Origin of the sequence: Streptococcus atopicus, assembly GCF_049166725.1 — a bacterium.
In the GTDB taxonomy this organism is placed as follows: domain Bacteria; phylum Bacillota; class Bacilli; order Lactobacillales; family Streptococcaceae; genus Streptococcus; species Streptococcus hominis.
In genome coordinates this window covers 1-24,357 of sequence record NZ_JBMHFC010000011.1, presented here as the reverse complement: position 1 = coordinate 24,357, position 24,357 = coordinate 1, and the positions used below count along the sequence as shown (strand labels likewise).

40 protein-coding genes and 2 pseudogenes are annotated in these 24,357 nt (G+C 40.2%); 37 read left to right on the top strand and 5 right to left on the bottom strand.

Annotation, left to right across the window (positions count from 1 at the left end):
- Positions 1–5: 5 nt before the first annotated feature.
- Complete coding sequence (locus tag ACOMA9_RS07810; protein ID WP_037619308.1) at positions 6–824, bottom strand: class C sortase; 819 nt, start codon at positions 822–824, stop codon at positions 6–8.
- A 188-nt stretch (positions 825–1,012) separates the two neighbouring features.
- Here ACOMA9_RS07810 and ACOMA9_RS07805 point away from each other — a divergent pair, with 188 nt between their 5' ends.
- Complete coding sequence (locus ACOMA9_RS07805) at positions 1,013–1,450, top strand: CoA-binding protein (RefSeq protein ID WP_003029528.1); 438 nt, start codon at positions 1,013–1,015, stop codon at positions 1,448–1,450.
- Positions 1,450–1,944, top strand: a complete 495-nt coding sequence (locus ACOMA9_RS07800; RefSeq protein WP_003029526.1) for a kinase — start codon at positions 1,450–1,452, stop codon at positions 1,942–1,944. Before ACOMA9_RS07805 ends, ACOMA9_RS07800 begins: the two co-directional genes overlap by 1 nt.
- Here ACOMA9_RS07800 and ACOMA9_RS07795 read toward each other — a convergent pair.
- The 4 genes and pseudogenes from ACOMA9_RS07795 to ACOMA9_RS07780 all read right to left on the bottom strand — a co-directional run bounded on the left by ACOMA9_RS07795 (position 1,933) and on the right by ACOMA9_RS07780 (position 4,508).
- Positions 1,933–3,408 (bottom strand): annotated as a pseudogene (locus ACOMA9_RS07795) (IS1182 family transposase). The gene ACOMA9_RS07800 and the pseudogene ACOMA9_RS07795 overlap by 12 nt on opposite strands.
- A 122-nt stretch (positions 3,409–3,530) precedes the next feature.
- Positions 3,531–3,719: pseudogene (locus ACOMA9_RS07790) on the bottom strand (DUF975 family protein); the annotation flags it as partial.
- Positions 3,720–3,731: 12 nt separating this feature from the next.
- Entirely contained in the window at positions 3,732–4,085 is a 354-nt protein-coding gene (locus ACOMA9_RS07785) for a DUF975 family protein (protein ID WP_022525390.1), read from the bottom strand.
- 33 nt (positions 4,086–4,118) lie between these two features.
- Positions 4,119–4,508, bottom strand: coding sequence for a DUF975 family protein (locus ACOMA9_RS07780; protein ID WP_003029488.1), 390 nt, complete (start codon positions 4,506–4,508; stop codon positions 4,119–4,121).
- 125 nt (positions 4,509–4,633) lie between these two features.
- On the opposite strand from ACOMA9_RS07780, the gene tgt reads away from it, so the two are divergent.
- The 35 genes from tgt to ACOMA9_RS07605 form a co-directional block, all read left to right on the top strand.
- Complete coding sequence (gene tgt, locus ACOMA9_RS07775) at positions 4,634–5,776, top strand: tRNA guanosine(34) transglycosylase Tgt (RefSeq protein WP_003029487.1); 1,143 nt, start codon at positions 4,634–4,636, stop codon at positions 5,774–5,776.
- 257 nt (positions 5,777–6,033) lie between these two features.
- The gene (gene rpsJ, locus ACOMA9_RS07770) at positions 6,034–6,342 is read left to right on the top strand and encodes a 30S ribosomal protein S10 (protein ID WP_037619321.1); all 309 of its coding nucleotides are present in this window, start codon (positions 6,034–6,036) and stop codon (positions 6,340–6,342) included.
- 203 nt (positions 6,343–6,545) lie between these two features.
- Positions 6,546–7,172, top strand: a complete 627-nt coding sequence (rplC, locus tag ACOMA9_RS07765) for a 50S ribosomal protein L3 (protein WP_003029484.1) — start codon at positions 6,546–6,548, stop codon at positions 7,170–7,172.
- A 24-nt stretch (positions 7,173–7,196) separates the two neighbouring features.
- The gene (gene rplD / locus ACOMA9_RS07760) at positions 7,197–7,820 is read left to right on the top strand and encodes a 50S ribosomal protein L4 (protein WP_070670797.1); all 624 of its coding nucleotides are present in this window, start codon (positions 7,197–7,199) and stop codon (positions 7,818–7,820) included.
- A complete protein-coding gene (locus ACOMA9_RS07755; protein WP_003026555.1) occupies positions 7,820–8,116 on the top strand; it encodes a 50S ribosomal protein L23 in 297 nt (98 codons plus the stop codon). Before rplD ends, ACOMA9_RS07755 begins: the two co-directional genes overlap by 1 nt.
- Before the next feature lie 17 nt (positions 8,117–8,133).
- Positions 8,134–8,967, top strand: coding sequence for a 50S ribosomal protein L2 (rplB, locus tag ACOMA9_RS07750; protein ID WP_070670799.1), 834 nt, complete (start codon positions 8,134–8,136; stop codon positions 8,965–8,967).
- Positions 8,968–9,053: 86 nt separating this feature from the next.
- A complete protein-coding gene (rpsS, locus tag ACOMA9_RS07745; protein ID WP_000533765.1) occupies positions 9,054–9,332 on the top strand; it encodes a 30S ribosomal protein S19 in 279 nt (92 codons plus the stop codon).
- Between the two features lie 14 nt (positions 9,333–9,346).
- Positions 9,347–9,691 carry a 50S ribosomal protein L22 gene (gene rplV / locus ACOMA9_RS07740; protein WP_003026550.1) on the top strand — a complete coding sequence of 115 codons (345 nt, stop codon included), beginning with the start codon at positions 9,347–9,349 and terminating at the stop codon, positions 9,689–9,691.
- A 12-nt stretch (positions 9,692–9,703) separates the two neighbouring features.
- On the top strand, positions 9,704–10,357 hold the full coding sequence (rpsC, locus tag ACOMA9_RS07735) for a 30S ribosomal protein S3 (RefSeq protein ID WP_003029478.1): 654 nt from the start codon (positions 9,704–9,706) through the stop codon (positions 10,355–10,357).
- A 3-nt stretch (positions 10,358–10,360) separates the two neighbouring features.
- The gene (gene rplP, locus ACOMA9_RS07730) at positions 10,361–10,774 is read left to right on the top strand and encodes a 50S ribosomal protein L16 (protein ID WP_003040781.1); all 414 of its coding nucleotides are present in this window, start codon (positions 10,361–10,363) and stop codon (positions 10,772–10,774) included.
- A gap of 9 nt (positions 10,775–10,783) precedes the next feature.
- The gene (rpmC, locus tag ACOMA9_RS07725) at positions 10,784–10,990 is read left to right on the top strand and encodes a 50S ribosomal protein L29 (RefSeq protein WP_003029476.1); all 207 of its coding nucleotides are present in this window, start codon (positions 10,784–10,786) and stop codon (positions 10,988–10,990) included.
- Between the two features lie 27 nt (positions 10,991–11,017).
- Entirely contained in the window at positions 11,018–11,278 is a 261-nt protein-coding gene (gene rpsQ / locus ACOMA9_RS07720) for a 30S ribosomal protein S17 (RefSeq protein WP_003026542.1), read from the top strand.
- Between the two features lie 25 nt (positions 11,279–11,303).
- A complete protein-coding gene (gene rplN, locus ACOMA9_RS07715) occupies positions 11,304–11,672 on the top strand; it encodes a 50S ribosomal protein L14 (protein WP_003026541.1) in 369 nt (122 codons plus the stop codon).
- A gap of 75 nt (positions 11,673–11,747) precedes the next feature.
- Positions 11,748–12,053, top strand: a complete 306-nt coding sequence (rplX, locus tag ACOMA9_RS07710) for a 50S ribosomal protein L24 (RefSeq protein ID WP_003026539.1) — start codon at positions 11,748–11,750, stop codon at positions 12,051–12,053.
- Positions 12,054–12,076: 23 nt separating this feature from the next.
- Positions 12,077–12,619 carry a 50S ribosomal protein L5 gene (rplE, locus tag ACOMA9_RS07705; protein WP_003040778.1) on the top strand — a complete coding sequence of 181 codons (543 nt, stop codon included), beginning with the start codon at positions 12,077–12,079 and terminating at the stop codon, positions 12,617–12,619.
- A gap of 17 nt (positions 12,620–12,636) precedes the next feature.
- Positions 12,637–12,822, top strand: a complete 186-nt coding sequence (locus ACOMA9_RS07700; RefSeq protein WP_001085699.1) for a type Z 30S ribosomal protein S14 — start codon at positions 12,637–12,639, stop codon at positions 12,820–12,822.
- A 180-nt stretch (positions 12,823–13,002) separates the two neighbouring features.
- Positions 13,003–13,401 (top strand): 30S ribosomal protein S8, encoded by a 399-nt coding sequence (gene rpsH / locus ACOMA9_RS07695; RefSeq protein ID WP_003026535.1) that lies wholly within the window; start codon positions 13,003–13,005, stop codon positions 13,399–13,401.
- A gap of 18 nt (positions 13,402–13,419) precedes the next feature.
- The gene (locus tag ACOMA9_RS07690) at positions 13,420–13,548 is read left to right on the top strand and encodes a hypothetical protein (RefSeq protein WP_267471929.1); all 129 of its coding nucleotides are present in this window, start codon (positions 13,420–13,422) and stop codon (positions 13,546–13,548) included.
- Between the two features lie 95 nt (positions 13,549–13,643).
- Positions 13,644–14,180, top strand: a complete 537-nt coding sequence (gene rplF, locus ACOMA9_RS07685; protein WP_021002170.1) for a 50S ribosomal protein L6 — start codon at positions 13,644–13,646, stop codon at positions 14,178–14,180.
- Between the two features lie 81 nt (positions 14,181–14,261).
- Positions 14,262–14,618 carry a 50S ribosomal protein L18 gene (rplR, locus tag ACOMA9_RS07680; RefSeq protein ID WP_003040651.1) on the top strand — a complete coding sequence of 119 codons (357 nt, stop codon included), beginning with the start codon at positions 14,262–14,264 and terminating at the stop codon, positions 14,616–14,618.
- An 18-nt stretch (positions 14,619–14,636) separates the two neighbouring features.
- Positions 14,637–15,131, top strand: a complete 495-nt coding sequence (gene rpsE, locus ACOMA9_RS07675; protein ID WP_003029472.1) for a 30S ribosomal protein S5 — start codon at positions 14,637–14,639, stop codon at positions 15,129–15,131.
- Between the two features lie 14 nt (positions 15,132–15,145).
- Positions 15,146–15,328, top strand: coding sequence for a 50S ribosomal protein L30 (gene rpmD, locus ACOMA9_RS07670; RefSeq protein ID WP_003029471.1), 183 nt, complete (start codon positions 15,146–15,148; stop codon positions 15,326–15,328).
- 159 nt (positions 15,329–15,487) lie between these two features.
- Positions 15,488–15,928, top strand: a complete 441-nt coding sequence (gene rplO / locus ACOMA9_RS07665; protein ID WP_003026525.1) for a 50S ribosomal protein L15 — start codon at positions 15,488–15,490, stop codon at positions 15,926–15,928.
- Positions 15,929–15,940: 12 nt separating this feature from the next.
- Positions 15,941–17,248, top strand: a complete 1,308-nt coding sequence (gene secY / locus ACOMA9_RS07660) for a preprotein translocase subunit SecY (protein WP_059221599.1) — start codon at positions 15,941–15,943, stop codon at positions 17,246–17,248.
- 241 nt (positions 17,249–17,489) lie between these two features.
- Positions 17,490–18,128 carry an adenylate kinase gene (locus ACOMA9_RS07655; protein ID WP_003029467.1) on the top strand — a complete coding sequence of 213 codons (639 nt, stop codon included), beginning with the start codon at positions 17,490–17,492 and terminating at the stop codon, positions 18,126–18,128.
- 115 nt (positions 18,129–18,243) lie between these two features.
- Complete coding sequence (gene infA, locus ACOMA9_RS07650; protein ID WP_001029883.1) at positions 18,244–18,462, top strand: translation initiation factor IF-1; 219 nt, start codon at positions 18,244–18,246, stop codon at positions 18,460–18,462.
- A 24-nt stretch (positions 18,463–18,486) separates the two neighbouring features.
- On the top strand, positions 18,487–18,603 hold the full coding sequence (gene rpmJ, locus ACOMA9_RS07645) for a 50S ribosomal protein L36 (protein WP_001808836.1): 117 nt from the start codon (positions 18,487–18,489) through the stop codon (positions 18,601–18,603).
- 15 nt (positions 18,604–18,618) lie between these two features.
- Positions 18,619–18,984, top strand: coding sequence for a 30S ribosomal protein S13 (gene rpsM, locus ACOMA9_RS07640; protein ID WP_002262317.1), 366 nt, complete (start codon positions 18,619–18,621; stop codon positions 18,982–18,984).
- Between the two features lie 19 nt (positions 18,985–19,003).
- A complete protein-coding gene (gene rpsK, locus ACOMA9_RS07635) occupies positions 19,004–19,387 on the top strand; it encodes a 30S ribosomal protein S11 (RefSeq protein ID WP_001118385.1) in 384 nt (127 codons plus the stop codon).
- 44 nt (positions 19,388–19,431) lie between these two features.
- Positions 19,432–20,370, top strand: coding sequence for a DNA-directed RNA polymerase subunit alpha (locus ACOMA9_RS07630; RefSeq protein ID WP_003029466.1), 939 nt, complete (start codon positions 19,432–19,434; stop codon positions 20,368–20,370).
- A gap of 11 nt (positions 20,371–20,381) precedes the next feature.
- On the top strand, positions 20,382–20,768 hold the full coding sequence (gene rplQ, locus ACOMA9_RS07625) for a 50S ribosomal protein L17 (protein WP_003026513.1): 387 nt from the start codon (positions 20,382–20,384) through the stop codon (positions 20,766–20,768).
- A 408-nt stretch (positions 20,769–21,176) separates the two neighbouring features.
- Entirely contained in the window at positions 21,177–21,650 is a 474-nt protein-coding gene (locus tag ACOMA9_RS07620) for a sigma-70 RNA polymerase sigma factor region 4 domain-containing protein (RefSeq protein WP_151379785.1), read from the top strand.
- A gap of 233 nt (positions 21,651–21,883) precedes the next feature.
- Positions 21,884–22,666 carry a 30S ribosomal protein S2 gene (gene rpsB, locus ACOMA9_RS07615; RefSeq protein ID WP_059221593.1) on the top strand — a complete coding sequence of 261 codons (783 nt, stop codon included), beginning with the start codon at positions 21,884–21,886 and terminating at the stop codon, positions 22,664–22,666.
- 82 nt (positions 22,667–22,748) lie between these two features.
- On the top strand, positions 22,749–23,792 hold the full coding sequence (gene tsf / locus ACOMA9_RS07610) for a translation elongation factor Ts (protein ID WP_003026508.1): 1,044 nt from the start codon (positions 22,749–22,751) through the stop codon (positions 23,790–23,792).
- Positions 23,793–24,164: 372 nt separating this feature from the next.
- Positions 24,165–24,357 (top strand): hypothetical protein (locus ACOMA9_RS07605; protein WP_421425092.1); only part of this gene is annotated, 193 nt, incomplete at its 3' end.

Genomic DNA, 24,357 nt, shown 5'->3' with positions numbered 1-24,357 from the left:
TCTTTCTATGCTTTTTTCGATTTCCACTTATTCCAAGCCAAAATAATGAAAATGAGGAATAGAATTGCGAAAACGACTAGATAAAGCGGTGGAATAGAGATATGACTAATCGGACTTTTCACTTTTTCTTCACTTGGTTTGTAAGGGATACGGTGGCCTCGCACAAGTAAACGGTGTGAATTGATCATATAAGGAGTACAGGTCAGCAAAGTCACGTAGTCTTTGTCAGGTACAATATTTAGAGAGTCAAACTGGGTCGGCTCGATCACCGTTATGGAATCAACCTCGTAGGCAAGTGTTTCAGCGATATTTTGAATGAAAAATTTATCGCCTACCTTCATTTTATCCAAGTCGGTAAAAAGGCGATTATTGGGCAAGCCCGTGTGGGCAGTTAGAACAGTGTGGGCGTTCTGACCACCAATCGGCAAACTGGTTCCTTCGAGGTGCCCCACCCCTTTTTGTAAGACTTCTTCACTTGAACCGGCATAAATTGGCAGGTCAACATCAATTTTAGGAATGGAGATTCTACCTATTTTTTCATGAACAGTCAGCATTCGAGCATATTCTGCTTGCCCTTTAGCGTTTTCTTCTTTGGTATAGGGATCTGTTATTGCCAAATTTTGCAAAGAGCGGTTGTAAGCAGTAGCTAGTTTTATTCGTTCCGCCACGTCTTCAGAAGTTAATTTTTGTGCAGATGAGTCAAAGTCCTTAACCTCTTGTTTGGTTTGGTAATTGTAATAAATTTGGCTAATAACAGGGTAGCTGATAATGAGGATACCGGCTATAATCGTTAAGTTTGTTAATAAATTAAAAAATTTTTTCATCATATTCCTTTGTTGTTAGCAATTATTTTTGTCGCTGGTAAGACTATTATATTTTTATCTATCTAACCATTATATCATAATTGGCAGCTATATTTGCTGATTCGTTCCTAAAAAAATCCTAGCCCCAATTTCTGCCTCCTTTTTCAAAAAATGCTATACTGGTCATAAGGAAATAAGTGAGGTATTTTATGTACGAATTTCAAAATCCTAGTGATTACATGATTCAGACCTATTTGGAGACGAGTAAAGTGATTGCAGTAGTCGGACTTTCTGACCGCGAGGAAACGACTAGCAATCGTATTTCAAAGATCATGCAGGAGCTGGGTTATCAGATCATTCCAGTCAATCCCAAGTTAGCGGGTCAAAAGATTTTAGGCGAGACGGCTTATGCGCGTTTGCAGGATATTCCTGTTTTCGTGGATATTGTCAATATCTTTCGGCGGAGCGAATTTTTACCGGGTGTGGCGCGTGATTTTATTGAGACAAATGCTAAGATTTTTTGGGCGCAGTTGGGACTTCAAAGTCAAGAGGCGGAAGAGCTTTTGAGGGTGGCAGGTTGTGATCATATCGTTATGAACCGTTGCATCAAGCGTGAGTACAATCGTCTGGTGAAGGAGATTGACTAATGGCGCAACTAGTCATCATTCGGGGGAATTCTGGTTCTGGGAAAACCAGCCTAGCTAAAAAATTACAAAATCATTTTGGTCGTAGGACGCTTGTGATTTCGCAAGACCTTGTCCGGCGTGATATGCTCAAGGAAAAAGTAGAACCAGATAATTTATCCATTTCTCTAACAGAAACGATTGCTCGTTATGGATATGAGCATGATTTGCTGGTGATTGTTGAAGGTTTTTATGAAACGGATATTTATGGTGACATGTTGGAGCACTTGCGTCAGCTTTTTGACAACAAGGTTTTAGCCTACTACTATGACTTGTCTTTTGAGGAGACAGTTCGTCGGCATATGACGCGTTCAAAAGTATCCGAATTTAGCCCTGCTGACATGAAGCGTTGGTGGCTTGATAAAGACATTCTCGGTTGGAAAGAGGAAATCCTGTTTACAGATGATGTGACTTTGAAACAAGCTTTTGAGCAGATATGTTGGCAGCTAGAACGATAAAAAGAGGTTACGAAGTAACCTCTCAGATTGAAGACAAACTGGAATTTTAATCCAGTTTGTCTTTTCTTTTACTATTGTTATCACAATTGGTCTTGATAGGATTACTTTTATGCAAAATAAAAAGACTATTCCAGCCATTATCTTACTATATTTTTTCATATTCAAGCACGCTAAAGTAAGCCCAAGGGTTGCCTCCATTTTGGACTTTCCTTTTAGTCTAGTATAACGTAAGTTGGGATATTCTTTAGCTGTTCCAAACAAGCGCTCAATGGTTTCTTTGCGCTGTTGATAGCGTTCCTTCATCTCTCTTTGGTGTCGGATGTCTTCACAAACCTCTAAATCATCTTTCCATAGATGACGAGTGATTACTTTTTGATGATTTTTTGATTGGGTACAAACCGATAATAAGGGACAATACTGGCATACAGCTGGATTACTTTTATACTCACGATAGCCGTCTCGAGTAGTCGTTGAATAGGATAAGGGGTGATTTTCTGGACAGAGGTAAACATCATAGTACTCATCATACATAAATTCTTTTGGCCGAAGCATGTCTTTTTTATTACGAGGTCTTGTATAAGGAAAAACGGGTATGACACCTAGTGTTAATAAGTAATGAGCGATGCTTGGGGTTTTATAGCCAGAATCAGCGATAAGATAGTGAGGATTCAATGCTTTAATCTTGTCAAAGAGTTCAGGAAATGCCTGACTATCATGGATATTCCTAGCGTGGATACTATAGCCTAGTGCCCAGCCATGTTTATCGCAAGCTACTTGAGCATTGTAAGCAAAAACCTCTTTATGGTCACCCTTATGAAACCAGCCACTATCTGGGGCGGTTGGAGAGATTTTCTTACTGATGGGCTCTTTTTCTTTGGCGAGCCCTAGCGACTTTTTTCCCTGTTTGTCCCTGTCTTTGGCAATTTCTTTTTCCAATTGGTCACTCATAAATTTAGCTTGCGCATCAACTTCTTGATTGATGTATTTGTGATTGTTCGCTGCTGCCTTGATATGAGTCCCATCCACAAAGATTTCAGTGGGGTCAATCAAACCAGCATTGAGGCAGAGCCCTAAGATATGAGCAAAAATTGCTTCAATGACTTGTTTATCCTGGAAACGACGACTTTAGTTCTTGCCGTATGTTGTGAAATGAGGCACCTTATCTTCTAAAGTTAACCCAAGAAACCAGCGGTAAGCCACATTGACTTCAATTTCTTTGATGGTTTGACGCATGGAACGAATACCAAAGAGACATTGAATCATTGGAATTTTGACTAACATGACTGGGTCTAAGCTAGGACGACCATTATCCGCACAATAACTGTTTTCAACCAATTGATAAATAAATGAGAAATCAACTGCACGATCCATTTGACGTAAGAGATGATCTTTAGGAACCAACTCATCTAGGCTGTAGAACCCGACTTGATTTCGATTATAGTCAGGATTTTCTTTGTGGAACATAGCAATACCTCCCAGAATACCTTACCTTTATTATAACTCTAGATAAACAGAAAAGTCCTTAGAAAAGTGAATTTCTAGGACTTTGTCTTCAATCTGAGAGGTTACGAAGTAACCTCTTTGTTTTACTGCTCAATCGAACTACTTATTGTATTATCACTGTTAGACTCAAGTGCAGGTTCTATTCCTTTTGTTGAACGTAATTTTTCATAAAATACGGTCGCAGCAAGTGTTTGATAAGGAATGACATAAATTCCCACTAAACCTAAGGTCAGCCCTGTCAAAATGTCCCAACCGATAAAACTAAAGTCTAACTTGAACCGTTTCTACTTGTAGCCTTTCATTAATGACTTACTTTCGCGAATAACCCCAAGCGGTCCTGCATAACGTCCCTCGGAAATCTGATCGTAAAGCACCCACTCTGTTTGAGAATAAGCATAATATTTAGGTAGGTAGATGGCTAGCCCAATCATGGCGAGTGGGATACTAACAATAATTATAATTATCGCTAAAGCAATCAGCCCATTATTTAGAAGGTAATCGTTGTTTAATGCGTTGGGAACTTGTTCAAAAGATTGACGAACTATGCTGCCCCAATGTTCAATTCCTCCATTAGCCGCAACGATAAACCACATCAATACATAGATGAATACCCCAAGGGTAAAAGCTGAGATTGACACTGTCCATACTAGACTCCAGAGAAAAAGTAATACTTATTTAACAAGTACTGTTACAAAGATCTTTCCAATCAAATCACTTTGAAAACCACGAAGAGAATCTTTAAAGCTAACAATTTCTGTCTGCTTACGGACTAGCTTAATTGTTTGGAAAATAATAGACGCCAGTGCAATCGCTAGAACAAAATTGAGGACAATAGAAAAACTAGTGGCACTAGAAAACAGAGCATATAGTTGTCCTGGATTCATAATACTTGTAGGATTCCCTGCCTCTGCCCGACTGTTCATAATTGCAATGGTCACATTTAATAGAGAGACTGCGATTGGTATTAGAAAGAGGGCGTAAATTCCGGGTGTCTCGCTCAATAGTTGTCGTGCTTTAGCACGAATCATTTTACTTGTTGGGAATGGCATTAAAGGTTTCATATTATCTCCTCACTATAAAATCTTTTTTCTAGTATAGCATAATTTACTGACAGCGAGTGTATTTTTTGGTAAAATAGGCTGTTAACACAAACTAGGACTGTCTTTCCTAGTCTCGGAGGTAAAAAATGTCAGATTCGCCGATTCAATATCGCCTAATCAAAAAAGAAAAGCACACAGGAGCTCGTCTGGGTGAGATTATCACGCCGCACGGCACCTTTCCCACGCCTATGTTCATGCCGGTCGGTACCCAAGCCACGGTCAAGACCCAGTCGCCTGAAGAATTAAAAGAAATGGGCTCAGGGGTTATCTTGTCCAATACCTATCATCTCTGGCTGCGTCCGGGAGATGAGCTGATTGCGCGGGCAGGTGGTCTGCACAAGTTTATGAATTGGGACCAAGCTATTTTGACCGATAGCGGTGGTTTTCAGGTCTATTCCTTGGCGGATAGTCGCAACATCACGGAAGAGGGTGTGACTTTCAAAAATCACCTCAATGGCTCCAAGATGTTTTTGTCACCAGAAAAAGCGATTTCCATTCAAAATAATCTGGGCTCAGACATTATGATGTCTTTTGATGAGTGTCCACAGTTTTATCAGCCTTATGACTACGTCAAAAAGTCTATCGAGCGCACCAGCCGTTGGGCAGAGCGAGGACTCAAAGCTCATCGTCGTCCGCATGATCAAGGTCTCTTTGGCATTGTGCAGGGAGCTGGTTTTGAGGATTTGCGTCGCCAATCTGCGCAGGACTTGGTCAGTATGGACTTCCCCGGCTACTCCATCGGCGGTCTAGCTGTCGGAGAGTCTCACGAGGAGATGAATGCGGTGCTGGACTTTACGACGCCCATGTTGCCCGAAAATAAACCGCGCTATCTGATGGGTGTAGGGGCACCAGACAGCCTGATTGATGGCGTCATTCGTGGGATTGATATGTTTGACTGTGTATTGCCGACCCGCATTGCTCGAAACGGCACCTGCATGACCAGCGAGGGACGTTTGGTTATTAAAAATGCCCAATATGCCGAAGACTTTACGGCTCTTGACCATGACTGCGACTGCTATACCTGTCAGAATTACAGCCGCGCCTATATCCGCCACTTGCTCAAGGCAGACGAGACCTTCGGTCTGCGCCTGACCAGCTACCACAATCTCTATTTCCTTGTCAATCTAATGAAGAAAGTGCGCCAGGCTATTCTCGATGACAATCTCTTGGAATTCCGCGAAGACTTCGTCGAGCGTTACGGTTACAATTCATCTAAGAGGAATTTTTAGGATATAAAATAAACTCGTTAAGTCAAGCTTAACGAGTTTTCTTCAAATTACTTATTTTTGGGGAAAAGTTAAAAAATCTTCCTAAACCCCTTGCAATATTGCCGCGCGTGTGGTATCATACTATGGTGCTGTGAAAAACAGTCTATAGCTTTGATGCAAGAGGTTGCGACACGCTCGGTTGCATTGCCACGTGATCGCCTGTCGGTTTTCTTGTGGAGCTAGCCTATTATCTTAAATAGACGAAAAAGGAGAAAAAGATGGCAAACAAAAAAATCCGCATCCGTTTGAAAGCTTACGAACATCGTACACTTGACATAGCGGCTGCAAAAATCGTAGAAACTGCTACTCGTACAGGTGCTGAAGTTGCAGGTCCAATCCCACTTCCAACTGAACGCAGCCTCTACACAATCATTCGTGCGACTCATAAATATAAAGATTCTCGCGAACAATTTGAAATGCGCACGCACAAACGTTTGATCGACATCATTAACCCAACTCAAAAAACAGTTGACGCTTTGATGAAATTGGATCTTCCAAGTGGTGTGAACGTAGAGATTAAACTTTAATCAAATATTAAGAAATCGTTCAAGTGAAATTGAACACAGGCTAAGAGCCGTGCAAAAAAGATAAACTTCCTAGTGTTCATCGAACACGGCGTCAGTTTTCTATTTTCGCTTCGCTCTTGACGCCCTTGGTATCTTAATCTTGAGCATAAAAAACGCTCGTTAAAAACTTTTTGAAAAAACTATAGAAAAGGAAACATTTTCTCATGACAAAAGGAATCTTAGGGAAAAAAGTGGGAATGACTCAAATCTTCACTGAAGCTGGCGAATTAATCCCTGTGACTGTTGTTGAAGCAGCTCCAAACGTTGTTCTTCAAGTGAAAACAGTTGAAACAGATGGTTACAACGCAGTTCAAGTTGGTTTTGATGACCTTCGTGACGTATTGAGCAACAAACCTGCTAAAGGACATGTAGCAAAAGCTAACACGGCTCCTAAGCGCTTCATTCGTGAATTCAAAAACATTGAAGGCTTAGAAGTTGGTGCAGAAATTACAGTTGACACTTTCGCAGCCGGCGATGTTGTTGATGTAACAGGAACTTCAAAAGGTAAAGGTTTCCAAGGTGTTATCAAACGCCACGGTCAATCACGTGGTCCAATGGCTCACGGTTCTCGTTATCACCGCCGTCCTGGTTCTATGGGACCAGTTGCGCCTAACCGTGTTTTCAAAAACAAACACTTGGCAGGACGCATGGGTGGCAACCGTGTAACGATTCAAAACCTTGAAATCGCACAAGTTGTTCCAGAGAAAAACGTTATCCTCATCAAAGGTAACGTGCCTGGTGCTAAGAAATCTCTTATCACTATCAAGTCAGCAGTTAAAGCTGGTAAATAATAAAGAAAGGGGAAATCAGTCATAATGGCAAACGTAAAATTATTTGACCAAACTGGTAAAGAAGCTGGTGAAGTAGTTCTTAACGATGCAGTATTTGGTATTGAGCCAAATGAATCAGTTGTATTTGATGTTGTTATCAGTCAACGTGCAAGCCTTCGTCAAGGAACTCACGCTGTTAAAAACCGCTCTGCAGTATCAGGTGGCGGACGCAAACCATGGCGTCAAAAAGGAACTGGACGTGCGCGTCAAGGTTCTATTCGCTCTCCACAATGGCGTGGTGGTGGTACCGTATTTGGTCCAACTCCTCGTTCATACGCCTACAAACTTCCACAAAAAGTTCGTAGATTGGCACTTAAATCAGTTTATTCTGAAAAAGTTGCTGAGGACAAATTCGTAGCTGTAGACAGCCTTTCATTTACAGCTCCAAAGACTGCTGAGTTTGCGAAAGTACTTGCTGCACTTGGCATTGATTCAAAAGTACTTGTAATTCTTGAAGAAGGAAACGAATTTGCTACACTTTCAGCTCGTAACCTTCCAAATGTGAAAGTTGCAACAGCAACAACTGCAAGTGTTCTTGATATCGTAAATAGCGACAAACTTCTTGTTACTAAAGAAGCTATCTCTACAATCGAGGAGGTTCTTGCATAATGAATTTGTATGACGTAATCAAAAAGCCTATCATCACAGAAAGCACAATGGCTCTTCTTGAAGAAGGTAAGTACGTATTTGAAGTGGACACTCGCGCTCATAAACTTTTGATCAAACAAGCGGTTGAAGCTGCTTTTGACGGAGTGAAAGTTGCAAACGTGAACACGATCAATGTAAAACCAAAAGCAAAACGTGTAGGGCGTTATACTGGTTTTACAAACAAAACTAAAAAAGCTATCATCACTCTTACAGCTGATTCTAAAGCAATCGAGTTGTTCGGTGCTGAAGCAGAATAATCTAAGGAGGAAATATCGTGGGAATCAGAGTTTACAAACCAACTACAAATGGTCGCCGTAATATGACTTCTTTGGATTTCGCTGAAATCACAACGAGCACTCCAGAAAAAACTTTGCTTGTTTCTTTGAACAACAAAGCGGGTCGTAACAACAACGGTCGTATCACTGTTCGTCACCAAGGTGGTGGACACAAACGCCATTACCGTTTGATTGACTTCAAACGTAACAAAGACGGTGTTGAAGCAGTTGTTAAAACAATTGAATACGATCCAAATCGTTCAGCAAACATCGCTCTTGTACATTACACTGACGGTGTGAAAGCTTATATCATCGCTCCTAAAGGCCTTGAAGTCGGTCAACGCATCGTTTCTGGACCAGAAGCGGATATTAAAGTCGGAAATGCTCTTCCACTTGCTAATATCCCGGTTGGTACATTGATTCATAATATTGAATTGAAACCAGGACATGGTGGTGAATTAGTACGTGCTGCTGGAGCTTCTGCTCAAGTGCTCGGTCAAGAAGGCAAATATGTTCTTGTTCGTTTGCAATCAGGCGAAGTTCGCATGATTCTTGGGACTTGCCGTGCAACTGTCGGTGTTATTGGAAATGAACAACATGGATTGGTTAACCTTGGTAAGGCTGGACGTAGCCGTTGGAAAGGTATTCGTCCAACAGTTCGCGGTTCTGTAATGAACCCGAACGATCACCCGCACGGTGGTGGTGAAGGTAAAGCACCAGTTGGTCGTAAAGCGCCATCTACTCCATGGGGCAAACCTGCTCTTGGACTTAAAACTCGTAACAAAAAAGCGAAATCTGACAAACTCATCGTTCGTCGTCGCAACGAGAAATAATCTAAAACAATCTATCCGCCAGCTCGGTAGCGCTGATTGTCAGTGCAAGCCGTTGTGGTACATATTTTAAAGGAGAAAACATAAAAATGGGACGCAGTCTTAAAAAAGGACCTTTCGTCGATGAGCATTTGATGAAAAAAGTTGAAGCTCAAGCCAACGACGAAAAGAAAAAAGTCATCAAAACTTGGTCACGTCGCTCTACGATTTTCCCAAGTTTCATCGGATATACAATTGCAGTTTATGATGGACGTAAACATGTTCCTGTTTACATCCAAGAAGACATGGTAGGGCACAAACTTGGTGAATTTGCACCAACTCGTACTTACAAAGGTCACGCTGCTGACGACAAGAAGACACGTAGATAAGAGAGGAGAAAAACATGGCAGAAATTACTTCAGCTAAAGCAATGGCTCGTACAGTGCGCGTTTCACCTCGTAAATCTCGTCTAGTTCTTGACAATATCCGTGGGAAAGACGTCGCTGACGCAATCGCAATCTTGAAATTCACACCAAACAAAGCTGCTGGCATTATCGAAAAAGTGTTGAACTCAGCAATCGCTAATGCAGAAAACAACTTTGGTTTGGAAAAAGCAAACTTGGTAGTATCTGAAGCTTACGCAAACGAAGGACCAACAATGAAACGTTTCCGTCCACGCGCAAAAGGTTCAGCTTCACCAATCAACAAACGCACTAGCCACATCACAGTGGTCGTTGCAGAAAAATAAGGAGGTAAAATCGTGGGTCAAAAAGTACATCCAATAGGTATGCGTGTCGGTATCATCCGTGACTGGGATGCCAAATGGTATGCTGAAAAAGAATACGCGGATTACCTTCATGAAGATCTTGCAATCCGTAAATTCGTTCAAAAAGAATTAGCTGACGCAGCTGTTTCAACTATTGAAATCGAACGCGCAGTAAATAAAGTAAACGTTTCTCTTCACACTGCTAAACCAGGTATGGTTATCGGTAAAGGTGGAGCAAACGTTGATGCACTTCGTGCAAAGCTTAACAAATTGACTAGTAAACAAGTCCACATCAACATCATTGAAATCAAATCACCAGATTTGGATGCTCATCTTGTTGGTGAAGGAATTGCTCGCCAATTAGAACAACGTGTTGCTTTCCGTCGTGCTCAAAAACAAGCAATCCAACGTACCATGCGTGCGGGAGCTAAAGGAATTAAAACTCAAGTATCTGGCCGCTTGAACGGTGCTGATATCGCTCGTAGTGAAGGGTATTCTGAAGGAACTGTTCCGCTTCATACGCTTCGTGCAGATATTGATTACGCTTGGGAAGAAGCAGATACTACTTACGGTAAACTTGGTGTTAAAGTCTGGATTTACCGCGGAGAAGTTCTTCCAGCTCGTAAAAACACTAAAGGAGGTAAATAACCAATGTTAGTACCTAAACGTGTTAAACACCGTCGCGAATTTCGTGGTAAAATGCGCGGTGAAGCTAAAGGTGGTAAAGAAGTAGCATTTGGAGAATATGGTCTTCAAGCGACTACTAGCCATTGGATCACAAACCGCCAAATCGAAGCTGCTCGTATCGCTATGACGCGTTACATGAAACGTGGTGGTAAAGTTTGGATTAAAATCTTCCCACACAAATCATACACTGCCAAAGCTATCGGGGTTCGTATGGGATCTGGGAAAGGTGCTCCAGAAGGTTGGGTTGCGCCAGTTAAACGTGGTAAAGTGATGTTTGAAATCGCTGATGTGCCTGAGGAAGTTGCTCGTGAAGCGCTTCGTCTTGCAAGCCACAAATTACCAGTTAAAACAAAATTCGTGAAACGTGAAGCTGAATAAGGAGAAGGCATGAAACTTAATGAAGTAAAAGAATTTGTTAAAGAACTTCGTGGTCTTTCTCAAGAAGAACTCGCGAAGCGTGAAAGAGAATTGAAGAAAGAATTGTTTGATCTTCGTTTCCAAGCAGCAACAGGTCAATTAGAACAAACTGCACGCTTGAAAGAAGTGAAAAAGCAAATCGCTCGTATCAAAACTGTTCAATCAGAAATGAAATAATAGACTTGGGAAAGGAGAAATTCTAAAATGGAACGTAATCAACGTAAAACGCTTGTTGGACGCGTCGTTTCTGACAAGATGGATAAAACAATCACAGTTGTAGTTGAAACAAAACGTAACCACCCAGTCTATGGTAAGCGTATTAACTACTCTAAAAAATACAAAGCGCATGATGAAAATAACATCGCTAAAGAAGGCGATATTGTTCGTATCATGGAAACTCGTCCGCTTTCAGCTACAAAACGCTTCCGTCTTGTAGAAGTTGTAGAAGAAGCAGTTATCATCTAATCAAACCAGAAAGGAGAAAACTTAAATGATTCAAACAGAAACTCGTTTGAAAGTTGCTGACAACAGCGGTGCCCGCGAAATCTTGACAATCAAAGTTCTTGGTGGTTCAAAGCGTAAATTCGCTAGCATTGGTGATGTCATCGTTGCATCTGTAAAACAAGCTACTCCTGGTGGTGCGGTTAAAAAAGGTGACGTTGTAAAAGCGGTTATCGTTCGTACTAAATCAGGTGCTCGTCGCAAAGATGGTTCATACATCAAATTTGACGAAAATGCTGCAGTGATTATCCGTGATGATAAAACTCCTCGCGGAACACGTATCTTTGGTCCAGTTGCACGTGAATTGCGTGAAGGTGGATTCATGAAGATCGTTTCACTTGCTCCAGAAGTACTTTAATCAAAAACAAACTAAGTCCCCTATCTTCGACAGATAGGGTGCCCTTCAGGGCGTAAGAAATCAAAGGAGAAACCAATGTTTGTAAAAACTGGCGACAAAGTTCGCGTGATTGCTGGTAAAGACAAAGGTGTTGAAGCCAAAGTCGTTGCCGCACTTCCAAAAGTAAATAAAGTTGTTGTTGAAGGTGTAAATATCATCAAGAAACACCAAAAACCTAATAACGAAAACCCTCAAGGTGCTATCGTGGAAAAAGAAGCACCAATCCATGTGTCAAACGTTCAAGTACTTGACAAAAATGGTGTTGCAGGACGTGTTGGCTACAAGTTTGTAGACGGCAAAAAAGTTCGTTACAATAAAAAATCAGGCGAAGTGCTTGACTAATCACGAAGGAAAGGAGAAGTATAATGGCAAATCGTTTAAAAGAAAAATATCTTAAAGAAGTAGTTCCTGCTTTGACTGAAAAGTTCAACTACTCATCTGTTATGGCTGTGCCAAAAGTGGATAAAATCGTTTTGAACATGGGTGTTGGTGACGCTGTTTCAAATGCTAAAAATCTTGAAAAAGCTGCTGAAGAGCTTGCTCTTATCTCAGGTCAAAAACCACTTATCACTAAAGCTAAAAAATCTATCGCCGGCTTCCGTCTTCGTGAAGGTGTAGCGATCGGTGCTAAGGTAACTCTTCGTGGTGAACGCATGTATGAATTCTTGGATAAATTGGTTACTGTATCACTTCCACGTGTTCGTGACTTCCACGGTGTTCCAACAAAATCATTTGATGGACGCGGGAACTACACACTTGGTGTGAAAGAACAATTGATTTTCCCAGAAATCAACTTTGATGATGTTGACAAGACTCGCGGTCTTGACATTGTTATTGTAACAACTGCTAACACGGATGAAGAATCACGTGAATTGCTTACAGGCCTTGGAATGCCTTTTGCAAAATAATCTAGGAGGTAAATAAATTGGCTAAAAAATCAATGATTGCTAAGAACAAACGCCCTGCGAAGTTCTCTACGCAAGCTTACACTCGTTGCGAACGTTGTGGTCGTCCACATTCAGTTTACCGCAAGTTTAAACTTTGCCGTGTTTGCTTCCGTGAATTGGCATACAAAGGACAAATTCCGGGCGTTACCAAAGCTTCTTGGTAATTATAGTTTCCTTTTCGTCATGAGTCGTTGTTATTCGCTCTTACTTAACTCAAGTTATGCCTACGAGCGAATGCCTAGACTTATCTAGGAAATGAAATCTATAAACAAAACTTATGAGCCTAGCTCAATCATTAACTAGCAAGTGAATTATCAAACTACTAGTAAGAGGAGAAAAATAAAATGGTTATGACTGACCCAATTGCAGACTTTTTGACACGTATTCGTAATGCGAATCAAGCAAAACATGAAGTGCTAGAAGTACCTGCATCAAATATCAAAAAAGGGATTGCTGAAATCCTTAAACGCGAAGGTTTTGTGAAGAACGTTGAGTACATTGAAGATGATAAACAAGGTGTTATTCGTGTATTCCTTAAATACGGTCAAAACGGTGAAAAAGTTATCACTGGTTTGAAACGTGTTTCAACACCAGGACTTCGTGTTTACAAAAAATGTGAAGATCTTCCAAAAGTCTTGAATGGACTTGGAATTGCGATTATCTCAACATCTGAAGGCTTGTTGACTGACAAAGAAGCACGCCAAAAGAATGTTGGTGGGGAAGTAATCGCCTACGTTTGGTAATTGCATGATACAAAGAGCGTGACGGACAAAGTGAAAATAGGAAATCTAGCGATGAATGCCCGCATTCAAGATAAATTTATCTTTTTCACACAGGCCGTAGCTCGTGTTCAGATTGGCAAAACTGATTTGAATGATATATTTGAATAAAACGTTAGAACTATCATACAAACTGCTATGATAGTTCCCCCGTGAAAACTGGCCGTCCTCGGACGACCTGACAATTTAACAGGAGAAAAAATAACATGTCACGTATTGGTAATAAAGTTATTGCATTGCCTGCGGGTGTCGAATTGACAAACAAAGACAATGTAGTAACTGTAAAAGGACCTAAAGGAGAACTCACTCGTACGTTCTCTAAAGATATTGATATTCGTGTGGAAGGAACTGAAGTAACTCTTCACCGTCCAAACGATACAAAAGAAATGAAAACAATCCACGGAACAACTCGTGCTCTTTTGAACAACATGGTTCATGGTGTATCAGAAGGATTCAAGAAAGAACTTGAAATGCGTGGGGTTGGATACCGTGCTCAACTTCAAGGTAAAAAATTGGTACTTTCAGTTGGTAAATCTCATCCAGATGAAGTGGAAGCTCCTGAAGGTATTACTTTTGAACTTCCAAATCCAACGACTATTGTTGTGAACGGAATCTCAAAAGAAGTAGTTGGACAAACTGCTGCTTATATCCGTAGCTTGCGTGCTCCTGAACCATATAAAGGGAAAGGTATCCGCTACGTTGGTGAATTTGTTCGCCGTAAAGAAGGTAAAACAGGTAAATAATGTTAAACGGTTGTTCTTCAACCGAAATAATTATTTCCAACTTTGTGCTTAGGCACACAATAAAATTAAGAGGTGAAAATTGTGATTTCGAAACCAGATAAAAACAAAGTCCGCCAAAAACGCCATCGTCGCGTTCGCGGAAAACTCTCTGGAACTGCTGATCGCCCACGTTTGAACGTTTTTCGTTCTAATACAGGCATCTACGCTCAAGTAATTGATGACGTAGCGGGTGTAACGCTCGCAAGCGCTTCAACTCTTGACAAAGAAGTTTCAAAAGGAACTAAGACTGAACAAGCCGTTGTTGTTGGAAAACTCGTTGCTGAACGTGCAGTTGCTAAAGGTATTTCTGAAGTGGTGTTTGACCGCGGTGGATATCTATATCACGGACGTGTAAAAGCTTTGGCTGATGCAGCTCGTGAAAACGGATTGAAATTCTAATAGGGAGGACACTAAAAAATGGCATTTAAAGACAATGCAGTTGAACTTGAAGAACGCGTAGTTGCGATTAACCGTGTTACAAAAGTTGTTAAAGGTGGACGTCGTCTTCGTTTTGCAGCTCTTGTAGTTGTTGGTGACCGTAATGGTCGTGTTGGCTTTGGTACTGGTAAAGCTCAAGAAGTACCAGAAGCAATTCGCAAAGCCGTTGAAGATGCAAAGAAAAACCTAATTGAAGTACCAATGGTTGGCACAACAATTCCTCACGAAGTAACATCTGAATTTGGTGGAGCTCGTGTCTTGTTGAAACCAGCTGTAGAAGGTGCTGGAGTAGCTGCTGGTGGTGCTGTTCGTGCCGTCATTGAATTGGCAGGTGTAGCAGATGTAACATCTAAATCACTTGGTTCTAACACTCCAATCAACATCGTTCGCGCAACTGTTGAAGGTTTAAAACAATTAAAACGCGCTGAAGAAGTTGCTGCCCTTCGTGGTATTTCAGTTTCTGACTTAGCATAAGAAAGGAGATTCACATGGCTCAAATTAAAATCACTTTGACAAAGTCTCCAATCGGACGCATTCCGTCACAACGTAAAACTGTTGTAGCACTTGGACTTGGCAAATTAAATAGCTCAGTTATCAAAGAAGATAATGCTGCTGTTCGTGGTATGATTACAGCAGTATCACACTTGGTAACTGTTGAAGAAGTTAAGTAAGCAATCATTTCGCTAACAAAACTTTAAATTGAAATAAACTAGGGGATGAGAGGATTTTCTCAGCCCCTTAAACTAAATATATGTATAGGCGAGTTTATACTGAGGGCACCTTTTTCTCAGTATAAGCGCTAGCATTTTACAAAAGAGGAGAAAAATATAATGAAACTTCATGAATTACAACCTGCTACAGGTTCTCGTAAAGTCCGCAACCGTGTTGGACGTGGTACTTCATCTGGTAATGGTAAAACAGCTGGACGTGGTCAAAAAGGTCAAAAAGCTCGTAGTGGTGGTAAAGTTCGTCTTGGTTTTGAAGGTGGACAAACACCATTGTTCCGTCGTATGCCAAAACGCGGTTTCTTGAATATCAATCGTAAAGAATATGCAATTGTAAATCTTGATCAATTGAATGTTTTTGAAGACGGGGCAGAAGTAACTCCAGTTGTCCTTATCGAAGCAGGGATTGTAAAAGCTGAAAAATCTGGTGTTAAGATTCTTGGTAACGGCGAATTGACAAAGAAATTGACTGTGAAAGCAGCTAAATTCTCTAAATCAGCCGAAGAAGCTATCACTGCTAAAGGTGGTTCAGTGGAAGTCATCTAAGCGAGGTGACCTATGTTTTTTAAACTATTAAAAGAAGCATTAAAAATCAAACAGGTTCGTTCAAAAATTCTCTTTACAATTTTTATTGTATTAGTATTTCGAATTGGTACGACGATTACTGTTCCAGGTGTTAATGCAAAAAGCTTGGAAGCTCTTAATGGGCTTTCATTTCTAAACATGCTCAGCCTTGTGTCAGGTAATGCTTTGCGGAATTTCTCAGTATTTGCATTAGGAGTTAGTCCGTATATTACCGCCTCTATTGTTGTTCAATTGCTACAAATGGATATTTTACCTAAGTTTGTAGAATGGGGCAAGCAAGGTGAAGTTGGACGAAGAAAGTTAAATCAAGCAACGCGCTATATAGCCTTAGTCTTGGCGTTTGTTCAATCTATCGGTATTACAGCAGGTTTCCATACCTTGTCTAGTGCTAAGTTGGTGGCAACACCTAACTGGCAAACTTATTTGCTGATTGGATTCCTTTTGACAACAGGTTCTATGATTGTGACTTGGTTAGGGGAACAAATCACGGATAAAGGCTATGGTAATGGCGTTTCTATGATTATCTTTGCAGGTATCGTAGCAGCAATTCCAGGAATGATTAAGAGTATATATGTAGACTACTTTGTCAATGTACCAAGTAGCCGTATTACTTCATCTATCATTTTTGTGACTATTCTGATTATAGCTGTTTTGCTCATTGTTTACTTTACAACATTCGTTCAACAAGCAGAATACAAAATTCCAATCCAGTATACAAAGATTGCGCAAGGTGCGCCTTCTAGCTCATACCTTCCTTTGAAGGTCAATCCAGCAGGTGTTATTCCGGTTATCTTTGCAAGTTCAATTACTGCCGCACCCGCAGCTATTTTCCAATTTTTGACAGCTACAGGTCACAATACACAGTGGGTTCGAGTGGCCCAGTCCTTGTTTGCGACAACAACCGCAAGCGGAATTGTGATGTACGCACTCTTGATTATTTTGTTTACATTTTTCTATACATTTGTACAAATCAATCCAGAGAAAACTGCAGAGAATTTGCAAAAGAGTGGTGCTTATATTCATGGTGTACGTCCTGGTAAAGGAACAGAAGAATATATGTCTAAGCTGCTTCGTCGCTTAGCAACAGTTGGTTCACTTTTCTTAGGCTTTATTTCAATCTTACCGATTTTAGCAAAAGATTTGTTTGGATTGACAGATGCTGTTGCTTTAGGTGGTACTAGTTTGCTGATTATTATTGCAACTGGTATTGAAGGAATGAAACAGCTTGAAGGTTACCTTCTGAAGAGAAAATATACTGGCTTTATGAATACAACAGAATAGAAACAGAGTAAAGAAAGATATTCTATACTTTAAAAGCAATTTGCGTTAAAGTACGAACGCAGTGGTTGATGATGAAAATGAGCTTTTGTTTTCATCCTAAATCAACTATGTTGCGGGGTGGGAGAGCAAATCGAAAATCATAGATTTTCTGAAGTCTGTCCCACTCTTTCTATTTTGTTTTTAAACAAGTTTACTAAGAATTTGTAATAGATTTATTTAAAAACAAAAAAGGAGAAGGATCATGAATCTTTTGATTATGGGCTTGCCAGGTGCAGGCAAGGGGACTCAAGCGACCAAAATCGTGGAGGAATTTGGTGTTGCGCATATCTCAACAGGGGATATGTTCCGTGCAGCCATGGCAAACCAAACTGAAATGGGTGTGCTTGCGAAATCATATATTGACAAAGGTGAATTAGTGCCAGATGAAGTGACCAATGGAATTGTCAAAGAACGTTTAGCACAAGATGATATTAAAGAAAAAGGCTTTTTATTAGATGGCTACCCACGCACCATTGAGCAAGCTCACGCACTGGATCAGACACTTGCTGAACTTGGTCTTGCTTTAGATGGGGTTGTCAATATCGAAGTGGATCCTAACAGCTTGCTAGAGCGCTTGAGCGGACGGATTATTCACAAAAAAACGGGAGAAACTTTTCATAAAGTCTTCAATCCACCAGCAGATTATAATGAAGAGGATTATTACCAACGTGAGGATGATAAACCAGAAACCGTGAAACGCCGTTTAGATGTCAATATCGCTCAAGGAGCACCAATTATTGAGCACTATCGTTCTCAAAGCTTGGTTTATGATATTCAAGGAAATCAAGAGATTGATGATGTATTTAAAGACATTGAAAAAGTCTTGTTAAAGTTAAAATAAAAGCGTTTTTTACACTTGCAATATTTGACAAGTAGTGATACAATAAATTAGTCTGACTTATAATTGTTACCTCTGTGCTCAGAGGAATGAATCGAAATTTAGGGGGTGCTTTTGCGTGGCAAAAGACGATGTGATTGAAGTTGAAGGCAAAGTAGTTGATACAATGCCGAATGCAATGTTTACGGTTGAACTTGAAAATGGACATCAGATTTTAGCAACAGTTTCTGGTAAAATTCGTAAAAACTATATTCGTATTTTAGCGGGAGACCGTGTTACTGTCGAGATGAGTCCTTATGATTTGACACGTGGACGGATCACTTACCGCTTTAAATAATCGAAATACTTGGAGGGATAAGAAATGAAAGTAAGACCATCGGTCAAACCAATTTGCGAATACTGCAAAGTTATTCGTCGTAATGGTCGTGTTATGGTGATTTGCCCAGCAAATCCAAAACACAAACAACGTCAAGGATAATAGAAAGGAGAAAAAATGGCTCGTATTGCTGGAGTTGATATTCCAAATGACAAACGTGTAGTTGTTTCACTGACTTATGTATACGGTATTGGTCTTCCAACATCTAAGAAAATTTTAGCAGCTGCTGGAGTTTCAGAAGATATTCGTGTGAAAGATTTAACATCTGATCAAGAAGACGCTATCCGTCGTGAAGTGGATGCCATCAAAGTTGAAGGTGACCTTCGTCGTGAAGTAAACTTAAACATCAAACGTTTGATGGAAATTGGTTCATATCGTGGAATCCGTCATCGTCGTGGACTTCCTGTACGTGGACAAAACACTAAGAACAACGCTCGCACTCGTAAAGGTAAAGCTGTTGCGATTGCTGGTAAGAAAAAATAATATAAGGAGGTAAAAAGTCTTGGCTAAACCAACACGTAAACGTCGTGTGAAGAAAAATATCGAATCTGGTATTGCTCATATTCACGCTACATTTAACAACACTATTGTTATGATTACTGATGTGCATGGTAACGCAATTGCTTGGTCATCTGCTGGAGCTCTTGGATTTAAAGGTTCTCGTAAATCTACACCATTTGCTGCCCAAATGGCATCTGAAGCTGCTGCAAAGTCTGCACAAGAACACGGTCTTAAATCAGTTGAAGTTACTGTTAAAGGTCCAGGTTCTGGTCGTGAGTCAGCTATTCGTGCGCTTGCTGCCGCTGGTCTTGAAGTAACAGCTATTCGTGATGTGACTCCTGTGCCACACAATGGTGCTCGTCCTCCAAAACGTCGCCGTGTATAATCATAAACCATTACACTGCTTTTCGTTTAAGAGGGAGTAACTAAATGATTGAGTTTGAAAAACCAAATATAACAAAAATTGATGAAAATAAAAACTACGGCATATTTGTAGTAGAACCACTAGAACGTGGTTATGGTACAACGCTTGGGAACTCACTTCGTCGTGTACTTCTTGCATCTCTACCAGGTGCTGCTGTAACATCTATCAATATTGAAGGTGTATTACACGAATTTGATACAGTTCCAGGTGTCCGTGAAGACGTGATGCAGATTATTTTGAACGTCAAAGGGATTGCTGTAAAATCTTACGTCGAAGACGAAAAGACAATTGAGCTTGATGTTGAAGGTCCTGCAGAAATCACTGCTGGTGATATTTTGACAGATAGTGATATTGAAATTGTAAACCCTGATCATTATCTCTTTACAATTGGTGAAGGTGCTAGCTTAAAAGCTATTATGACCGTAAATACAGGTCGTGGTTATGTACCAGCTGATGAAAATAAAAAAGATGATGCACCAGTAGGAACACTTGCGGTAGATTCAATCTATACGCCGGTGAAAAAAGTTAATTATCAAGTGGAACCAGCTCGCGTTGGTAGCAATGATGGTTTTGATAAATTAACTCTTGAAATCATGACAGATGGGACGATTATTCCAGAAGATGCTCTAGGGCTTTCTGCGCGCATTTTAACGGAACATTTAGACCTGTTTACTAACTTAACTGAAGTAGCAAAATCTACTGATGTGATGAAAGAAACAGAAAAAGTTTCAGATGATCGTGTGTTGGATCGTACAATTGAAGAATTAGATTTGTCAGTTCGTTCGTACAACTGTTTGAAACGTGCTGGTATCAATACTGTATTTGATTTGACAGAAAAAACTGAACCTGAAATGATGAAAGTAAGAAATCTAGGACGTAAGAGTCTTGAAGAAGTGAAAGTAAAACTTGCTGATCTCGGTCTTGGATTAAAAAACGATAAATAAAGGAGGAAAACATGGCTTACCGTAAACTAGGACGCACTAGCTCACAACGTAAAGCAATGCTTCGCGACTTGACCACTGACTTGATTATCAACGAATCAATTGTGACAACAGAAGCTCGTGCTAAAGAAATCCGTAAAACAGTTGAAAAAATGATTACTTTGGGTAAACGTGGTGATTTGCATGCTCGTCGTCAAGCAGCAGCTTTTGTTCGTAACGAAATTGCATCAGAAAACTATGATGAAGAAACAGAAAAGTATACTTCAACTACTGCTCTTCAAAAATTATTCTCTGATTTAGCTCCTCGTTATGCAGAACGTAACGGTGGATATACTCGTATCCTTAAAACTGAACCACGTCGTGGTGATGCTGCTCCAATGGCAATCATTGAATTAGTATAATTTTTATCAATTTTGTTGAGTGTTATGATGATGGAGTAATGTTACTCTTAGTCTAGCTCTGGTCTACCGCTAGGATTTTTCCTAGCGGGAACACTCATCTTATGATAAGAAACGTAGACGCTTGTTTACGAAATTGCTTTTACAAAAAAACAATTTCGTAAGCAGGCGTTTTTTAGAATTTCATAATCGGTGACTCACTACAGAACTTATAGAATTATCATGCTGAATTTATCACAGCTACTAGTTTTAACTTTATCTGCTGAAAAGTATGTAAAAGTACCTGAAGAGATAGATAGGTGTATTAAGAAGTACGAAATAGAAACCAAAAAGAGTAGAATAGCTACCAGAAAACCAAAGGTTTCTCCTTCATGCTATCCTTAAAAGGTAAGTAAAAGGAAGGAGAAGGAAATGGAGTTCAAGGAGTTATATGCCAAGGTGAGAGGAATTGTGCTGAAGTGTCGGAGGGAATATTATGTCCACCTGTGGGAATTAAGCGATTGGGACCAAGAGGGTATGTTAGTACTCTATCAGTTGGTAAGTCGCTATCCGCAGCTAGTAGAAGAAGATCATCAGCTCTATGTTTACTATAAGACCAAGTTCCGCAATCATATCCTGGACATCCTCCGTAAACAGGAAAGCCAAAAACGCAAACTCGACCGTCAAGCTTATGAAGAAGTGAGCGAGATTGGTCACAAGCTCAGCCTGAAAGAGTTGTATCTGGATGAACTGGTGATTCTCCGAGACCAGCTAAAGAGCTATCAAGTTCAACTGAGTCCAGAGAAACAAGAGCAGTACGAGCGCTTACTAGCTGATGAACGGTTCAAAGGCCGCCAAGCTATGATTCGAGAATTAAGGGTCTACTTAAAGGACTATAGCGATTAAGATAAGTCTGAACTTTCCCCTTTTCAAAGGTTATAAATTTCGAATGATTTTCTTCGTGCATTTGGCATGAAAAAACAGAAATTCTCTTGTAAAATGGAAGAAATTTTGATATGATAGTAGATGTCGTGTAATCGGCAAATACTCATTTCAGATGAATTGTGAGGCCGTTGCCTACGGGTGGTTTTGCGAGTTGAAATCTGGGAGAGGAAAAAACAAAAAAGGAGACATTACTCATGGCAGTAATTTCAATGAAACAACTTCTTGAGGCTGGTGTACACTTTGGTCACCAAACTCGTCGCTGGAACCCTAAGATGTCGAAGTATATCTTCACAGAACGTAACGGTATCCACGTTATCGACTTGCAACAAACTGTAAAATTTGCAGATCAAGCATACGACTTTATGCGTGACGCAGCTGCTAACGATGCAGTTATCTTGTTTGTTGGTACGAAAAAACAAGCTGCTGATGCTGTAAAAGAAGAAGCAGAACGTGCTGGTCAATACTACATCAACCACCGTTGGTTGGGTGGAACACTTACAAACTGGGAAACGATTCAAAAACGTGTTGCTCGTTTGAAAGAGATCAAACGTATGGAAGAAGACGGAATTTTTGATGTTCTTCCTAAAAAAGAAGTCGCTCTTCTTAACAAACAACGCGCTCGTCTTGAAAAATTCTTGGGTGGTATCGAAGAAATGCCACGTATTCCAGATGTGATGTATGTTGTGGATCCACATAAAGAACAAATCGCTGTTAAAGAAGCTAAGAAATTAGGTATTCCAGTTGTAGCGATGGTGGATACAAATACAGATCCAGATGACATTGATGTCATCATTCCAGCTAACGACGATGCTATTCGTGCTGTTAAGTTAATCACTGCGAAAATGGCTGATGCAATTATCGAAGGCCGCCAAGGTGAAGATAACGTTGAATCAGTAGAAGCAGAATTAGCTGCAACTGATTCACAAGCAGATTCTATCGAAGAAATCGTTGAAGTTGTCGAAGGCTCAAACGAATAATCAAGTAACGAACCTATAGGGCGGGGCCTAGCCCTCCCCTTTTTATTAAATAAAACCGTAATATCTTAATTGGAGGATCAAAATGGCAGAAATTACAGCTAAGCTTGTAAAAGAATTGCGTGAAAAATCTGGTGCTGGTGTCATGGACGCTAAAAAAGCACTTGTAGAAGTAGATGGCGATATCGAAAAAGCAATTGAATTGCTTCGTGAAAAAGGTATGGCAAAAGCTGCTAAAAAAGCAGACCGTGTTGCTGCTGAAGGATTGACGGGTGTCTATGTGAATGGCAATGTTGCCGCTATCGTTGAAGTGAACTCAGAAACAGACTTTGTAGCAAAAAATGCTCAATTCGTTGAATTGGTAAACGAAACAGCTAAAGTAATCGCAGAAGGCAAACCAGCTAACAACGAAGAAGCTCTTGCTTTGACAATGCCTTCAGGTGAAACACTTGAAGCTGCTTATGTTAGTGCAACTGCTACAATCGGAGAAAAGATCTCATTCCGTCGTTTTGCAGTTGTTGAAAAAGCAGATGATCAAGTATTTGGAGCTTACCAACACAATGGTGGACGTATCGGTGTTATCACAGTTCTTTCAGGCAGTGACGAAGATCTTGCAAAACACGTGGCAATGCATGTTGCAGCTATGAAGCCTTCTGTTCTTTCATACAAAGAATTGAGCGAAGAATTTATCCATGATGAATTGGCTCAAATGAACCACAAAATTGATCAAGACAACGAAAGTCGTGCAATGGTTGGTAAACCAGCGCTTCCACACTACAAATTTGGTTCTAAACTTCAATTGACGGATGAAGTGATTGCACAAGCTGAAGAAGACATCAAAGCTGGTCTTGCAGCTGAAGGTAAACCAGAAAAAATCTGGGACAAAATTATTCCTGGTAAAATGGATCGCTTCATGCTGGACAATACAAAAGTTGACCAAGCTTACACATTACTTGCGCAAGTCTATATCATGGACGACAGCAAGACTGTTGAAGCATTCCTTGAAAGTCAAGGTGTGACAATTGCAAGCTTCACTCGTTTTGAAGTAGGTGACGGTATTGAAAAAGCTGCCAACGATTTTGAATCAGAAGTAGCTGCAACTATGGCTGCTGCACTTGGACAAAACTAAGAATAAAAAAACAAACATATAAAATAACATGAGATAGGATTCCTGCTTTTCCCTGTTTTGTGGTATTTATAAGAAGTCTCATATGAATCTTTCCAAAGCTTTGTTGCTTTTAATGGTGATTCGTATGAGGCTTTTTCTAAATTTGGAATATGTGATAGATTCCTCATTGTCCAGAGCCTTTCGTTTTAATAAAATACTAAGAGTTCTGGGATTAGGGAACCTATTTTAGAAAACTGAAGTTTACATTGTGTCAAAAAAACACTTACGAATATATGGAATTTCTATTTATTTGAGGTATAATAGTAATTGTAGTATAATATTGATATTTATGCTCTAAGCTTATAAAAAAATTAGAAGAAGGAGAAATTTGTAATGAAGGCAAAGAGATGGATAGGCTTCTTTTTATCTTTACTAACGATTTTTACTGTTTTAGGATTTTGGAACGTCCAGCGGGTTTCTGCTGCTGACGTTACCAATAAAGCCCATTTCGAGGACTTGGAGATTACTATAGCATCCACAGGAAGCAAGACTGAAGGAATTCATGGTTCAAATGATACTTCGATGA

Coding starts and splice junctions, on each gene's coding strand:
- rplQ (WP_003026513.1), top strand. CDS start 20,382: ATGGCTTACCGTAAACTAGGACGCACTAGCTCACAACGTAAAGCAATG.
- rpmD (WP_003029471.1), top strand. CDS start 15,146: ATGGCTCAAATTAAAATCACTTTGACAAAGTCTCCAATCGGACGCATT.
- ACOMA9_RS07655 (WP_003029467.1), top strand. CDS start 17,490: ATGAATCTTTTGATTATGGGCTTGCCAGGTGCAGGCAAGGGGACTCAA.
- rpsE (WP_003029472.1), top strand. CDS start 14,637: ATGGCATTTAAAGACAATGCAGTTGAACTTGAAGAACGCGTAGTTGCG.
- rpsQ (WP_003026542.1), top strand. CDS start 11,018: ATGGAACGTAATCAACGTAAAACGCTTGTTGGACGCGTCGTTTCTGAC.
- rplX (WP_003026539.1), top strand. CDS start 11,748: ATGTTTGTAAAAACTGGCGACAAAGTTCGCGTGATTGCTGGTAAAGAC.
- rpsJ (WP_037619321.1), top strand. CDS start 6,034: ATGGCAAACAAAAAAATCCGCATCCGTTTGAAAGCTTACGAACATCGT.
- rplO (WP_003026525.1), top strand. CDS start 15,488: ATGAAACTTCATGAATTACAACCTGCTACAGGTTCTCGTAAAGTCCGC.
- ACOMA9_RS07755 (WP_003026555.1), top strand. CDS start 7,820: ATGAATTTGTATGACGTAATCAAAAAGCCTATCATCACAGAAAGCACA.
- ACOMA9_RS07800 (WP_003029526.1), top strand. CDS start 1,450: ATGGCGCAACTAGTCATCATTCGGGGGAATTCTGGTTCTGGGAAAACC.
- ACOMA9_RS07810 (WP_037619308.1), bottom strand. CDS start 824: ATGAAAAAATTTTTTAATTTATTAACAAACTTAACGATTATAGCCGGT.
- rplN (WP_003026541.1), top strand. CDS start 11,304: ATGATTCAAACAGAAACTCGTTTGAAAGTTGCTGACAACAGCGGTGCC.
- rplP (WP_003040781.1), top strand. CDS start 10,361: ATGTTAGTACCTAAACGTGTTAAACACCGTCGCGAATTTCGTGGTAAA.
- rplD (WP_070670797.1), top strand. CDS start 7,197: ATGGCAAACGTAAAATTATTTGACCAAACTGGTAAAGAAGCTGGTGAA.
- rplF (WP_021002170.1), top strand. CDS start 13,644: ATGTCACGTATTGGTAATAAAGTTATTGCATTGCCTGCGGGTGTCGAA.
- rpsM (WP_002262317.1), top strand. CDS start 18,619: ATGGCTCGTATTGCTGGAGTTGATATTCCAAATGACAAACGTGTAGTT.
- tgt (WP_003029487.1), top strand. CDS start 4,634: ATGTCAGATTCGCCGATTCAATATCGCCTAATCAAAAAAGAAAAGCAC.
- ACOMA9_RS07805 (WP_003029528.1), top strand. CDS start 1,013: ATGTACGAATTTCAAAATCCTAGTGATTACATGATTCAGACCTATTTG.
- ACOMA9_RS07620 (WP_151379785.1), top strand. CDS start 21,177: ATGGAGTTCAAGGAGTTATATGCCAAGGTGAGAGGAATTGTGCTGAAG.
- rplV (WP_003026550.1), top strand. CDS start 9,347: ATGGCAGAAATTACTTCAGCTAAAGCAATGGCTCGTACAGTGCGCGTT.
- ACOMA9_RS07780 (WP_003029488.1), bottom strand. CDS start 4,508: ATGAAACCTTTAATGCCATTCCCAACAAGTAAAATGATTCGTGCTAAA.
- rpsB (WP_059221593.1), top strand. CDS start 21,884: ATGGCAGTAATTTCAATGAAACAACTTCTTGAGGCTGGTGTACACTTT.
- rplC (WP_003029484.1), top strand. CDS start 6,546: ATGACAAAAGGAATCTTAGGGAAAAAAGTGGGAATGACTCAAATCTTC.
- rpsS (WP_000533765.1), top strand. CDS start 9,054: ATGGGACGCAGTCTTAAAAAAGGACCTTTCGTCGATGAGCATTTGATG.
- rplE (WP_003040778.1), top strand. CDS start 12,077: ATGGCAAATCGTTTAAAAGAAAAATATCTTAAAGAAGTAGTTCCTGCT.
- tsf (WP_003026508.1), top strand. CDS start 22,749: ATGGCAGAAATTACAGCTAAGCTTGTAAAAGAATTGCGTGAAAAATCT.
- ACOMA9_RS07630 (WP_003029466.1), top strand. CDS start 19,432: ATGATTGAGTTTGAAAAACCAAATATAACAAAAATTGATGAAAATAAA.
- rpsH (WP_003026535.1), top strand. CDS start 13,003: ATGGTTATGACTGACCCAATTGCAGACTTTTTGACACGTATTCGTAAT.
- rpmJ (WP_001808836.1), top strand. CDS start 18,487: ATGAAAGTAAGACCATCGGTCAAACCAATTTGCGAATACTGCAAAGTT.
- rpmC (WP_003029476.1), top strand. CDS start 10,784: ATGAAACTTAATGAAGTAAAAGAATTTGTTAAAGAACTTCGTGGTCTT.
- secY (WP_059221599.1), top strand. CDS start 15,941: ATGTTTTTTAAACTATTAAAAGAAGCATTAAAAATCAAACAGGTTCGT.